Source organism: Mycolicibacterium smegmatis (genome assembly GCF_001457595.1).
Taxonomy (GTDB): domain Bacteria; phylum Actinomycetota; class Actinomycetes; order Mycobacteriales; family Mycobacteriaceae; genus Mycobacterium; species Mycobacterium smegmatis.
The window spans coordinates 2,520,398-2,533,497 of sequence record NZ_LN831039.1 but is presented as its reverse complement, the minus strand read 5'-3'; the positions used below and the strand labels follow the sequence as shown (position 1 = coordinate 2,533,497).

Here is a 13,100-nt window from a genome sequence, read left to right as displayed (position 1 = left end):
CGTCCTCAGCCGCGGTCGAACGCCGCGCGCAGGAAAGGTGTGGAGTCCGGAACCGATGCCAGCACCGTGCCCGAGTGATCTTCGTCCGGATACACCTTGAGTGTGACGTCCTGCCCGTTCGCCCGCAGCGCCTCGTCGAGCTGCAGTGTGAGATTGGGAGGAACGTCACGGTCCTGCATGCCCACCCCGAGGAAGATCGGACGGTCGTAGCCGCTGGTGGGCGTGCCCATGTACGCGTCGAGTGCGGCGTCCACACCGGGCAGCGTCGCCAGCGGCGCGCGGAAGAAGTCGGTCGGCGTCATGCCGGCGAGCGCGGCATCGAGCTGGGGCTTGCACAGGGTCTCGGCCTTGGCGACCGCATCGAGGCCCGCGGGTGTGAGCACGCTGTCGACGTCGATGTCGGGCCGGGCCTCGCGGAACCCGGCCAGGATGTATCCCGTGTAGCTGTTGGCGGCCGGTCCGAGGTTGGGCGGCAGCGCCATGTCCGGCCCGGCCTGTTTGACGATGCTCTCGACGTTGAACGGCGTTCCGGTCGCCACCACACCGCGGTAGTCGAGCCCGGTGCCGCGACTGAACTCGGTGGCCCAGCGGGCGCTGTTGACCGCCGCCCCGCCGCCCTGCGACTGGCCGACGATGGCCCACTCGGGGGAAAGCGGCAGATCCATCTCGTGCATCGCGATGACCGAGTCGACCACGCTGTGCGCGGTGGCCACGCTGTTCAGGTAGCTCATCAGGCCCGGGGTGCCCAGACCCGCGTAGTCCGAGCCCACGACGGCGTAGCCCTGGTCGAGCCAGTGTGTGAGGTATTCGTTGTCGCGTGCGCTGCGCGGCTGCGCCGAGGGTGCACAGTCATCGCCGAGTCCGACGGTGCCATGCGCCCACGCGATCACGGGCCATCCGCCCTCGGGGGCCTGTCCGCGCGGGACGAACACGGCCGCCGTGCTCACCGCGGGTGAATCGTGCTGGTCGACAGTCGAGTACAGGATCCGGTAGGCGCGTTCGGCACCTGCCACCGACAACGCGGGGTCGAGCGGCACCGCCGCGATCAGCGTGCCTGCCCGCGGTATGGGCGCGTCGTACCGGCGCGCATCGAGGTTCGACCACTCGGGCTCGGCAGCCCAGGCCGCCGTCGGCGCGAGGACCAGTGCGCACACCGGGGCACATATGAGGGAAACACCTGTCAGCAACCACTTTTTCACCGTCTAAGGCTAGAAGGCCGCGGACCGATGTCCACATCGTGGAATTGCGATTCGACATTTTGAGAAGCCGTGACAGCATGGAACGCATGGCTGCTCCGGTGATCGGCACCCTACGGCGATGGTCGATGCTCGTGATCGCGCTGACGTCGACCATGTGCGCCAACGTGTTCATCAACGGCGCGGCGTTTCTCATCCCGACGTTGCACGCCGAACGCGGCCTTGACCTGGCACGGTCCGGGCTGCTGTCGTCGATGCCCAGCTTCGGCATGGTCACGACACTGATCGCGTGGGGCTACGTCGTCGACCGCTTCGGGGAACGCCTCGTGCTCGGCCTTGGGTCGGCGCTCACCGCGGCCGCGGCGCTGGCCGCCGCATCGGTCCAATCACTGTTCGCCGTCGGCCTTTTCCTGCTGCTCGGCGGAATGGCCGCGGCCAGCAGCAACTCCGCGAGCGGCCGGCTCGTGGTCGGTTGGTTTCCACCCGAACAGCGTGGACTGGTCATGGGCATCCGGCAGACGGCAACCCCGCTGGGAGTCGGGTTGGGTGCGTTGGTGATTCCTCGCTTGGCCGAGAGTCACGGGGTCTCGGCGGCGTTGCTGTTCCCCGCGGTCGTGTGCGGGATCGCCGCGGTGGTCAGTGCGGTGTTCGTACTCGACCCACCGCGGCCGCCGCGCGCCGAGGCGCCGGCCGAACACCTCGCCAACCCCTACCGGGGTTCGTCGGTGTTGTGGCGCATCCACGCGGTCTCGGTGCTGCTGGTGGTGCCCCAGGGTGTGCTGTGGACGTTCGCCCTGGTGTGGCTCATCACCGACCGCGGCTGGTCGGCCGCGTCCGCGGGCATCCTGGTCACCGTCACGCAGTTGCTCGGCGCAGGCGGGCGGATCGCCGCCGGAAAGTGGTCGGACGTCATCGGTTACCGGCTGCGGCCGATCCGGACCATCGCGCTGGCCGCCGCGGTGACCATGGCCGCGCTCGCGCTCACCGACTGGTTGTCGTCACCGGTCAGCATCGCGCTGATGGTGGCGGCCTCGGTGATCACCGTGTCCGACAACGGTTTGGCGTTCACCGGGATCGCCGAGATCGCCGGGCCGTTCTGGAGCGGACGCGCACTGGGCACACAGAACACCAGCCAGCACCTCGCGACCGCGGTGTCCTCGCCGGTGTTCGGCGGGTTGATCGGGGTGGCCGGATATCCCGTCGCGTTCGCGGTGTGCGCACTGCTGCCCGCGCTTGCGATCCCGCTCGTCCCGGTCGAACCGGCGCGCGAGAGCTGAGATTCACACCGAGACAACGGCCGAGACAGCGGCCGAGACAGCGGCCGAGACAGCACTGAGGGCGCACAGGCCGGAAAAGCCTGTGCGCCCTCGACGCGAAAACTCCTAGAGCAGAGAACGGATCCGCTCGCCCACCGCGCTGGTGGACAGCTTCTCGTCGCCGCGGGTGGCCAGATGCTCGGAGACCGCCTTGTCGACCCGCGCGGCCGCCTCGGTCTGACCGACGTGCGACAGCAGCAGACCCACGCTCATCACCGCGGCCGTGGGATCGGCGATCCCCTGCCCCGCGATGTCGGGCGCACTGCCGTGCACGGGTTCGAACATCGACGGATTCGTGCGCGTGGCATCGATGTTGCCGCTCGCGGCCAGGCCGATACCGCCGCACACCGCGGCCGCGAGGTCGGTGATGATGTCGCCGAACAGGTTGTCGGTGACGATCACGTCGAAGCGGCCCGGATCGGTGACCATGTGGATGGTCGCGGCATCGATGTGCTGATAGGCGACCTCGACGTCGGGATACTCCTGCGCAATCCGATCCACGGTGCGCGACCACAGGCTGCCCGCGAAGGCCAGCACGTTGGTCTTGTGCACCAAGGTCAGGTGCTTGCGACGGTCCTGCGCGCGCGCGAACGCATCGCGCACCACGCGCTCGACGCCGAATGCCGTGTTGACGCTGACCTCGGTCGCCACCTCGTGCGGCGTGCCGACGCGCAGCGCACCGCCGTTGCCGGTGTACGGGCCCTCGGTGCCTTCACGCACCACGACGAAGTCGATGGGCGGATTGCCGACGAGCGGGCCCGTCACACCCGGATACAGCCTGCCAGGGCGCAGATTCACGTGATGGTCGAGCGCGAACCGCAGTTTGAGCAGCATGCCGCGCTCCAGCACACCGCTGGGCACCGACGGGTCACCGATCGCGCCGAGCAGGATCGCGTCGTAGCCCCGCAGTTCCTCGATCGTCTCGTCGGACAGTAGTTCTCCGGTGGCGTGGTAGCGCCGGGCGCCGAGGTCGTATTCGGTCTTCTCGACACCGGGCAGCACCGCGTCGAGCACCGTGACCGCCTCGGCGATCACCTCGGGCCCGATGCCGTCACCGGCGATGACGGCCAGCTTCAAGTTGGAACTCATGACAGATCAACCACTTCCAGCGTGCTGGCGCCGACCGCATCGGCGATCGCGGCACGCACATCGTCGGGGACATCGGTGTCGACGCGCAGCATGACCGTGGCATGGTCGCCGCTGGCGTCCTGGCTCAGCTGGGCCGCAAGGATGTTGACGTTCGCGCCGCCGAGCAGTGTGCCGATCTTGCCGAGCGCACCCGGCTTGTCGGAGTAGTTCACGATCAGGTTGTGGCCCTCGGCCCGCAGATCGAAGTTGCGCCCGTTGATCTGGACGATCTTCTCGACCAGCTGTGGCCCGGACAGCGTGCCGGCGACGTTGATCGACGACCCGTCGGCGTGCACCGCGCGCACATCGACGACGCTGCGGTGGTTGGGGCTCTCGGTCGCGGTGGAGATCTCCGCCGTCACACCGCGATCGGCGGCCAGCGCCGGGGCGTTGACGAATGTGACCTGCTCGTCGACCACAGCCGAGAACAGTCCGCGCAGCGCCGAGAGCTTGAGGATCTCGACGTCCTCGGACGCCAGTTCACCGCGCACCTGAACCTGCAGCGACACCGGCGGCGCATCCGAGAGTGCCCCGACCAGCAGACCGAGCTTGCGCACGAGCTCGAGCCACGGCGCGACCTCTTCACCGACCACGCCGCCGCCGACGTTGACCGCGTCGGGCACGAACTCGCCGGCCAGGGCGAGCTTCACGCTGGCCGCCACGTCGGTGCCCGCGCGGTCCTGCGCCTCGGCGGTCGACGCGCCGAGGTGCGGCGTGACGACGACCTGCGGAAGGTCGAACAGCGGGCTGTCCGTGCAGGGTTCGGTGGCGTACACGTCGAGACCCGCACCGCGGACATGCCCGCTGGTGATCGCGTCGGCCAGCGCCTGCTCGTCGATCAGGCCGCCGCGCGCGGCGTTGACGATGATCACGCCCTTCTTGGTCTTGGCGAGCGCCTCCTTGCCGAGCAGACCCGCGGTCTCCTTGGTCTTGGGCAGGTGCACCGAGATGAAGTCGGCGCGCGCGAGGAGGTCGTCGAGCGGGAGCAGTTCGATACCGAGCTGCGCGGCGCGGGCCTGCGACACGTAGGGGTCGTAGGCCACGATGTGCGCGCCGAACGCCGCCAGCCGCTGCGCGACCAGCTGGCCGATGCGTCCGAGGCCCACGACGCCGACGGTCTTGCCGAAGATCTCGGTGCCCGAGAACGACGACCGCTTCCAGGAGCGCTCACGCAGCGTCGCGTCGGCGGCCGGGATCTGCCGGGCCGTTGCGAGCAGCAGCGCGATGGCGTGTTCGGCGGCGCTGTGGATGTTGGAGGTCGGGGCGTTGACCACGAGCACGCCACGTGCGGTGGCCGCGTCGACGTCGACGTTGTCCAGACCGACACCCGCGCGCGCGACGATCTTGAGTTTGGGGGCCGCGGCGATGACCTCGGCGTCCACGGTGGTGGCGGAGCGCACCAGCAGGGCGTCGGCCTCGGGGACCGCGGCCAGCAGCTTCGCCCGGTCGGGACCGTCGACCCACCTGACCTCCACCTCGTCACCGAGGGCGGCGACAGTGGACTCCGCGAGCTTGTCGGCTATCAGTACAACGGGAAGACTCACGCGGTCAGCCTAGTGCGTCCGCTTATACACCGAAACGGCCGCTACCACGTAGCAGGTACGTACGGTCTACTGGAGTCGTGGACGTCACAGTCGTGGGCAGTGGACCCAATGGCCTGACCGCAGCGGTCATCTGCGCTCGGGCCGGATTGTCCGTACGGGTCATAGAGGCCCAGACCACCCCGGGAGGTGGTGCCAGGACCCTTCCGGACCCCGAGTTCGGCGGCGTGAGCCACGACATCTGCTCGGCCGTGCATCCTCTCGCGCTCGCGTCGCCGTTCTTCTCGGGCTACGACCTGACCGCGCACGGCGTACGGCTCGCGGTCCCTGAGATCGCGTACGCCAACCCGCTCGTCGAACGCCCCGCCGCGATCGGTTACCGCGACATCGACCGCACGTGCGCGGAGTTGGACGACGGCCGTTCTTGGCGGCGGCTGCTCGGCCCGCTCGCCGACGACTGCGACGGTGTGGTCGGGCTGATGCTGGGCGACAAACGTTCACTGCCGCCGTCGATCCCGGCCGCGCTGCGCGTGGCGCCGCGGATGCTGGGTCAGGGCACTGCGCTGTGGCGGCTGCTGCGCGGCGACGACGCCCGTGCGTTGTTCAGTGGCGTTGCGGCGCACACGATCTCGCCGATGCCGTCACTGGTGTCCGCGGGCGCCGGACTGATGCTGGCCACACTCGCGCACGCCGTGGGCTGGCCGATCCCGATCGGTGGGTCACAGGCCATCCCCGACGCGCTGATCGCCGATCTGCGCGCGCACGGCGGCGAACTCGTCCTCGGCGAGGAGGTCACCGAACCACCCTCGGGCGTCGTCGTTTACGACACCGCGCCGACCGCGCTGTTGTCGATCTACCGCGACGCCGTTCCGCCGCGCTACGCAAAGGCTCTGCGTAACTACACCTACGGATCAGGCGTGGCCAAGGTCGATTTCGTGTTGTCGGGCGAGATCCCTTGGAGTGATCCACGTTTGGCGCAGTCGCCGACGCTGCACCTCGGGGGCAGCCGAGAACAGATGGCACTGGCCGAATCCGAGGTCGCCCGCGGCCGTCACGCCGAGTGGCCCATGGTGCTCGCGGCGTCGCCGCACATCGCCGACCCGGGCCGCATCGACGCCCGAGGCAGGCGGCCACTGTGGACGTATGCGCACGTGCCGTCGGGATCGCCGGTCGACATGGCCGACACCGTGACGTCGATCCTCGAGCGGTTCGCGCCCGGGTTCCGGGATCTCGTCGTCGCGGTGCGCAGTGTGCCCGCATCGCAGATGTCGCACCACAACGCCAATCTGATCGGCGGCGACATCGGGGTGGGTGGCAACAACATGATCAGCGCGCTGACGGGACCGACGCCCCGGGTCAATCCGTGGACCACGCCGATCCCCAAGGCGTACCTGTGCTCGTCGGCCACCCCGCCCGGCAGCGGCGTACACGGCATGTCCGGGTTCTACGCCGCGCGCACAGTTCTGCGGCGCGAGTTCGGCCTGGGCCTGCCTGCTCTGCGCTGACACGCGCCGGATGTGCGTCACGGTCGTCCGGAATGGGTATCCCGCGCAGCATGAACGAGCGCACAGCCAACGGCAGCACCGACAGTCGGCATGCACGGCCACCCGGTGTCGGCGACGACACCGTCGAAGCCGCCGGGAAGATGTCGGAGGCGCTGGAGTACATCGAGCGCGCCCGCGGGCATCTGTACACCTTCCATCAACTCATCGGGCACGCCGACGCACTGCTCGACGAGGTGTGCGACAAATTGCGCGAGGCCGGTCACGACGCCGCCGCCGAGCGCGTGCAGACCGAACTGGTGGGCCACAACGTCCTGCCCGGCCGGTGGTCGTTCCAGATCGTCGAGGAGTTCGACGACACGTACTGGTCACTGTTCCGTGAGCACGAGCGTCGCCTGCGCGACGAGTTCATGGGCGGCGCCCGGCATGTGTTCGAATCCGAGATGAAAAAGCGTCGCCGCACCCACGGGCGTCCCGGTCACGAAGCGACCCCGTGACCGGGACGCGATCTCTACAGTGAACGGATGACCTCTTCCGCGACGAAAGTCGCCGTCATCTACTACTCGGCCACGGGCCACGGCACCACGATGGCACAGCGCGTGGCCGCCAGCGCGGAGGCAGCGGGAGCAGAGGTGCGGTTGCGGCACATCGCCGAGACACAGGATCCGCAGACGTTCACCCAGAACCCGGCGTGGACGGCCAATTACGAGGCGACCAAGGATCTTCCGGCGGCCACCGGTGAGGACATCGTGTGGGCCGATGCGGTGGTTTTCGGCTCCCCCACCCGATTCGGTTCACCGGCAGCACAATTCCGGGCGTTCATCGATTCCCTCGGCGGCCTGTGGGCGCAGGGCAGGCTGGCCGACAAGGTGTACGCCGCGTTCACCTCGAGCCAGACCGCGCACGGCGGCCAGGAGTCGACCCTGCTCAATCTCTATGTGACGCTGATGCACTTCGGCGGGATCATCGTCCCGCCCGGTTACACCGACGAGGTGAAGTTCGCCGACGGGAACCCTTACGGCGTGGGGCTGATCGCCAACCGCACCAACATCACCGAGATCGACGAGATCACCAACAACGCGCTCGACCATCTCGCACGCCGCGTGGTCACCGTCGCGGGCCGGCTGGCCGGGTAGCAACCGCAGAACGACGAAAAGGGCCGCCCCCGGCGTGCGAGGGCGGCCCTTTTGGTCGATGTCGGCGAAACTCAGGCGGTTTCGGTGATCGGCCGGTCGACCCAGCTCATCAGGTCGCGCAGCTTCTTGCCGGTGACCTCGATCGGGTGCTCGGCGTTGGCCTTGCGCAGCGCCTCGAGCTCCTTGTTGCCGCCCTCGACGTTGGCCACCAGGCGCTTGACGAACGATCCGTCCTGGATGTCCTTGAGGATGTCCTGCATGCGCTTCTTGGTGTCGGCGTCGATGACGCGCGGGCCCGACAGGTAGCCGCCGAACTCCGCGGTGTCGGACACCGAGTAGTTCATGCGCGCGATGCCGCCCTCGTAGATCAGGTCGACGATGAGCTTGAGCTCGTGCAGCACCTCGAAGTAGGCCATCTCCGGGGCGTAGCCGGCCTCGACCATGACCTCGAAACCGGTCTTGATGAGCTCCTCGGTGCCACCGCACAGCACGGCCTGCTCACCGAACAGGTCGGTCTCGGTCTCTTCCTTGAAGGTGGTCTTGATGACGCCGGCGCGCGCGCCACCGATGGCCGCGGCGTACGAAAGCGCCAGGGCCTGACCCTCGCCCTTGGGATCCTGGTCGATGGCGATCAGGCAGGGCACGCCCTTGCCGTCGACGAACTGGCGGCGCACCAGGTGGCCCGGGCCCTTGGGGGCGACCATGCCGACCGTGACGTTCTCCGGAGCCTTGATCAGACCGAAGTGGATGTTCAGGCCGTGGCCGAAGAACAGCGCGTTGCCGTCCTCCAGGTTGGGCTCGATGTCGTTGGTGAAGATCGAGGCCTGCGCGGTGTCGGGCGCCAGCAGCATGATCACGTCGGCCCACTTGGCCACCTCGGCCGGGGTGTCGACCTCAAGACCCTGCTCCTCGGCCTTCTCGCGGGACTTCGAGCCTTCCTTCAGACCGACCTTGACCTGCACACCCGAGTCGCGCAGCGAAAGCGAATGCGCGTGCCCCTGGCTGCCGTAGCCGATGACGGCGACCTTGCGACCCTGGATGATCGACAGGTCCGCGTCGTCGTCGTAGAACATCTCAACTGCCATGCGTGAACTTCCTTCTCTTTCCGGCCATACAGCCAATAAACGCTACTCGAGCCTGATTACTTCGCTGCGCCGATGCCCCGCGGACCGCGCGACACCGACACCACACCGGACTGAGCGATCTCCCGGATGCCATACGGCTCCAGGACCCGCAGCAGGGCCTCCAGCTTCTCCGGCGTACCCGTCGCCTCGATCGTGAGAGATTCGGTCGAAACATCAACGACCTTGGCGCGGAACAGGTTCACCGCTTCGATGATCTGACCGCGCGTGGTCGCATCGGCCCGCACCTTGATGAGTGCGAGCTCGCGGGACACCGAGTTGTCCTCTTCCTGCTCGACGATCTTGATCACGTTGATCAGCTTGTTGAGCTGCTTGGTGATCTGTTCGAGCGGCGAGTCCTCGACACTCACCACGATGGTCATGCGCGACATGTCCTTCTGCTCGGTCGCGCCGACCGCGAGCGACTGGATGTTGAAGCCGCGGCGCGAGAACAGTGAGGAGACTCGCGCGAGAACACCGGGTTTGTCCTCGACCAGCACCGACAGGGTGTGGGTGGGGGTTCCGTTACTCATCAGGATTCTCTCTTCTTCGCGCAAGCGCTCATCAGGATTCTCTCTTCTTCGCGCAAGCGCTCATCAGGCGTGCCCCTCTTCGTTGTCATCGAACAGCGGCCTGATGTCGCGGGCCGCCATGATCTCGTCGTTGCCGGTACCTGCCGCGACCATCGGCCACACCTGGGCGTCGGCGCCCACGATGAAATCGATGACCACCGGACGATCGTTGATGGCGCGGGCCTGGTTGATGACGTCCTCGACGTCCTCGGCTCGTTCGCACCGCAGGCCGACGCAGCCCAGCGCCTCGGCCAGCTTGACGAAGTCCGGGATCCGCCGCGAGTGCGTGGACAGGTTCGTCTGGCTGTAGCGCTCGTCGTAGAACAGGGTCTGCCACTGGCGCACCATGCCCAGGTTGCCGTTGTTGATCAACGCCACCTTGATCGGCGCACCCTCCAGCGCACAGGTCGCCAGTTCCTGGTTGGTCATCTGGAAGCAGCCGTCACCGTCGATGGCCCACACCTCGGCCTCGGGCCGGGCGAACTTGGCGCCCATCGCCGCGGGCACGGCGAAGCCCATCGTGCCGAGACCGCCCGAGTTCAGCCATGTCTTCGGGTTCTCGTACTTGATGAACTGCGCGGCCCACATCTGGTGCTGGCCCACACCGGCGACGTAAACCGCGTCGGGACCGGCGATCTGGCCCAGCTTCTCGATGACGAACTCCGGCGACAGGCTGCCGTCGCTCTGCGGGCCGTAGCTCAGCGGGTAGGTCGAACGGATGCCCGACAGGTACTCCCACCAGCTGTCGAGCTGCAACGCCTCGGCCGTGGTGCCGGTCTTGCGCAGCGACTGCACCAGCTCGGCGATGACGGCCTTGACGTCACCGACGATCGGCACGTCGGCGTGGCGGTTCTTGCCGATCTCGGCCGGGTCGATGTCGGCGTGGATCACCTTGGCCTCCGGCGCGAACGAGTCGAGCTTGCCGGTGACGCGATCGTCGAACCGCGTGCCCAGCGCGATCAGCAGATCGCTGCGCTGCAGCGCGGCAACCGCGGCGACCGTGCCGTGCATACCGGGCATGCCCATGTTCTGGCGGTGGCTGTCGGGGAACGCGCCACGCGCCATCAGCGTCGTCACGACCGGGATGCCGGTCAGCTCGGCCAGCTCCAGCAGCTCGGCCGTGGCCTCGCCGCGGATCACGCCGCCGCCGACGTACAGCACGGGCTTGCGGGCCTGCGCGATGAGCTTGGCGGCCTCGCGGATCTGGCGGTTGTGCGGCTTGGTGGTGGGCTTGTAGCCCGGCAGGTCGATCTTCGGCGGCCAGCTGAACGTGCACTGCCCCTGCAGGATGTCCTTGGGGATGTCCACGAGCACCGCGCCGGGACGTCCCGACCGCGCGATGTGGAACGCCTCGGCGATGACGCGCGGGATGTCGTCGCCGTTGCGCACCAGGAAGTTGTGCTTGGTGATCGGCATCGTCATGCCGGTGATGTCGGCTTCCTGGAACGCATCGGTGCCGATCAGCGAGCGGCCGACCTGACCGGTGATCGCGACGACCGGGATTGAATCCATCTGGGCGTCGGCCAGCGGCGTGATCAGGTTGGTGGCGCCAGGGCCGGAGGTCGCCATCATCACGCCGACCTTCCCGGTCGCGTGCGCGTAGCCACTCGCGGCGTGGCCGGCACCCTGCTCGTGGCGCACCAGCACGTGGCGCAGCTTCTTCGAGTCGAACAGCGGATCGTAGACCGGGAGCACCGCACCGCCGGGGATACCGAAGATGGTGTCGACGCCGATCTCCTCCAGCGACCGGACGACGGCCTGGGCGCCGGTGAGCTGCTCAGGCGCAACGCGCTTGGGCTGCGGCTGATCTGACGTCGGCGCAGGTGCGCCGTTCGCGGGGGCTGCGGCCGTGTGTGGTGGTCGCGTGGTGGGTGCGCTCACGGTGTTCTCTTCCCGTCCCTCTTACGTTTCCTCTGTGGCGGAATCTCGGTTGTGGTGGTGACGCCGACGCGCCTGTGGGCAACAAAAAACCCCCGTCAGCAGGCTGCTGTACGAGGGTGGCGCGTCGATGCTGGTGTGCTATGCCCGGCAGAGGGCCAGCGCGGCATCAACGCGCCAACCAATTACTACGAGCACTCCCGGGGTCTGCATAAGCGTTGACGGTAGCTGCCACACAGGTCAAAGGTCAAATTGCGATCGGCCCGTGAGCAAGGTATTGGGAGCGTTTTCTGCGCTGTACCGGGCCAGTGCAAGGATGGACACCGTGAGTGCACGTTCAGCCACCGACCCCGTCGTCATCCGGATATCGCCCATGGCGCACCTGGCGGTTGCGGTGGTCACGCTGGGCCTGCTGACCGTGATCCTGACCAATCCGCCGTTGTTCGGGGTGCTGCTGCTCATCCCGATCGGCTTGTCGCTGGCCGTCATTCGGTTCCAAACCAAAGCCGACCACAACACCGTGACGGCGCGGTCGCTGCTGGGCAGCCAGACCGTGCCGTGGAGTGAGATCGAGGGCCTGCGGTTCGAGCGCGGCCGCTGGGCCGTCGCGCAGCGCACCACCGGCGAGGATCTGCGCCTGCCCGCCGTGACGTTCGCCACGCTGCCGCTGCTCGCGGAGGTCAGCGGAGGACGGGTTCCGAACCCATACGCGTGACGATCACGCGTAACGGTCCGGAAAGGCGAATCAGCCCAGCGGGTTGCCGCCGTTGAGCAGCGCCCAGATGCCGATGCCCGCGCCGATCCCGATCAGAAGCGCCACGAACGAACCGACGAACGGGCGCCTGGCCCAGCCGCGTCCGGCGTCGAAGCCGTAACGCCCCGGTCCGGTCAGGATGACGGCCGCGGTCGCGGCGAGGATCACCAGCCGGTACTGGTGGCCGTCGTGGAAGAACTCCGAGAGCCTGGCCTGCTCGTGGGCGATCATCGCCTCGGCCAGCAGGCCGTTGATGCCGTAGGCCAGCGCGCCTGCCGCGGCGATCGGCGTGAACAGTCCCAGCACCAGCAGCACGCCTGCCGCGATCTGGCCGCCCGTGGCGACGTAGGTGAGGATGCCGGAGTACTTGAAACCCATGTCGTCGAGCGACGTGCCGAACCCGTCGAAACCCGGTCCGCCCCACCAGCCGAAAGCCTTCTGCAGGCCGTGCAGGATGAGCAGCCCACCGACGGCCACGCGCAGGATCAGCAGGCCGAGGTCCTGGGTGCCTCGTCTCCCGGCGGCTCTGACCTGGTCGTCGACGACGTCGTTGCGGTCGATCTCGACCGGCTCGGCCGGGTACGCGCCCATCGGCGCATGCAGTCCGGGCTGCACGTACGGCAGCGGCTCGGGCTCACTGACCATGCTGAACGCCGACTGGTCGGGCGCCTTGGAGTCGTAGCGCGGGATGGCGGTGGTCTCGAAGTCGCCACCGTACGAGGCCGAGGGCAGATCGTCTTCAGGATCGACCAGACTTGCCCCGGCGGGCCTGGCGGAATCGCCGGTCCCCGGATTATCGGGTCTTTGCCACGGGTCCTGCGAGGAACTGGTCACGCTGCCAGGGTAAGTGCAACTTCCTCGGGATCCTGGTATTTACCACGGCGCTTCCGCCTGGTATTGGAGCGAGATTCCGCGTCACGAGCGCCCTGCCCGGCAGCCGGCGTGGCGGACACCGC

At 68.0% G+C, this 13,100-nt stretch carries 12 protein-coding genes; 5 read left to right on the top strand and 7 right to left on the bottom strand.

Going from position 1 to position 13,100, the window contains the following annotated elements; genetic code table 11:
• Positions 1-5 precede the first annotated feature (5 nt).
• Complete coding sequence (locus AT701_RS12030; protein ID WP_081319687.1) at positions 6-1,187, bottom strand: alpha/beta hydrolase family protein; 1,182 nt, start codon at positions 1,185-1,187, stop codon at positions 6-8.
• 98 nt (positions 1,188-1,285) lie between these two features.
• Here AT701_RS12030 and AT701_RS12025 point away from each other — a divergent pair, with 98 nt between their 5' ends.
• Positions 1,286-2,473, top strand: coding sequence for an MFS transporter (locus AT701_RS12025; protein WP_003893748.1), 1,188 nt, complete (start codon positions 1,286-1,288; stop codon positions 2,471-2,473).
• Positions 2,474-2,578: 105 nt separating this feature from the next.
• On the opposite strand, the gene AT701_RS12020 is transcribed toward AT701_RS12025, so the two are convergent.
• Positions 2,579-3,589: a 3-isopropylmalate dehydrogenase gene (locus AT701_RS12020; RefSeq protein ID WP_058127609.1), complete on the bottom strand. Its 1,011-nt coding sequence runs from the start codon at positions 3,587-3,589 to the stop codon at positions 2,579-2,581.
• Positions 3,590-3,597: 8 nt separating this feature from the next.
• Positions 3,598-5,184, bottom strand: a complete 1,587-nt coding sequence (gene serA / locus AT701_RS12015) for a phosphoglycerate dehydrogenase (RefSeq protein ID WP_058125889.1) — start codon at positions 5,182-5,184, stop codon at positions 3,598-3,600.
• A 77-nt stretch (positions 5,185-5,261) separates the two neighbouring features.
• Here serA and AT701_RS12010 point away from each other — a divergent pair, with 77 nt between their 5' ends.
• Genes AT701_RS12010 through wrbA form a run of 3 tightly spaced genes read left to right on the top strand, consistent with a single transcriptional unit; the run spans position 5,262 to position 7,819 of the window.
• Positions 5,262-6,686 (top strand): phytoene desaturase family protein, encoded by a 1,425-nt coding sequence (locus tag AT701_RS12010; RefSeq protein WP_058125888.1) that lies wholly within the window; start codon positions 5,262-5,264, stop codon positions 6,684-6,686.
• A 50-nt stretch (positions 6,687-6,736) separates the two neighbouring features.
• Positions 6,737-7,180 (top strand): hypothetical protein, encoded by a 444-nt coding sequence (locus AT701_RS12005; RefSeq protein WP_223495507.1) that lies wholly within the window; start codon positions 6,737-6,739, stop codon positions 7,178-7,180.
• A 27-nt stretch (positions 7,181-7,207) separates the two neighbouring features.
• Positions 7,208-7,819 carry an NAD(P)H:quinone oxidoreductase gene (wrbA, locus tag AT701_RS12000; RefSeq protein ID WP_011728300.1) on the top strand — a complete coding sequence of 204 codons (612 nt, stop codon included), beginning with the start codon at positions 7,208-7,210 and terminating at the stop codon, positions 7,817-7,819.
• A 71-nt stretch (positions 7,820-7,890) separates the two neighbouring features.
• Here wrbA and ilvC read toward each other — a convergent pair whose 3' ends face one another.
• The 3 genes from ilvC to AT701_RS11985 form a co-directional block, all read right to left on the bottom strand.
• The gene (gene ilvC / locus AT701_RS11995) at positions 7,891-8,904 is read right to left on the bottom strand and encodes a ketol-acid reductoisomerase (protein ID WP_003893742.1); all 1,014 of its coding nucleotides are present in this window, start codon (positions 8,902-8,904) and stop codon (positions 7,891-7,893) included.
• Positions 8,905-8,960: 56 nt separating this feature from the next.
• Complete coding sequence (ilvN, locus tag AT701_RS11990) at positions 8,961-9,473, bottom strand: acetolactate synthase small subunit (protein ID WP_003893741.1); 513 nt, start codon at positions 9,471-9,473, stop codon at positions 8,961-8,963.
• 63 nt (positions 9,474-9,536) lie between these two features.
• A complete protein-coding gene (locus AT701_RS11985; protein ID WP_058125886.1) occupies positions 9,537-11,393 on the bottom strand; it encodes an acetolactate synthase large subunit in 1,857 nt (618 codons plus the stop codon).
• 313 nt (positions 11,394-11,706) lie between these two features.
• Between AT701_RS11985 and AT701_RS11980 the strand changes: the two genes are divergently transcribed.
• Positions 11,707-12,105, top strand: coding sequence for a PH domain-containing protein (locus tag AT701_RS11980; RefSeq protein WP_058125885.1), 399 nt, complete (start codon positions 11,707-11,709; stop codon positions 12,103-12,105).
• Positions 12,106-12,135: 30 nt separating this feature from the next.
• On the opposite strand, the gene AT701_RS11975 is transcribed toward AT701_RS11980, so the two are convergent.
• The gene (locus AT701_RS11975; RefSeq protein WP_058125884.1) at positions 12,136-12,978 is read right to left on the bottom strand and encodes a DoxX family protein; all 843 of its coding nucleotides are present in this window, start codon (positions 12,976-12,978) and stop codon (positions 12,136-12,138) included.
• Between the last annotated feature and the right edge of the window lie 122 nt (positions 12,979-13,100).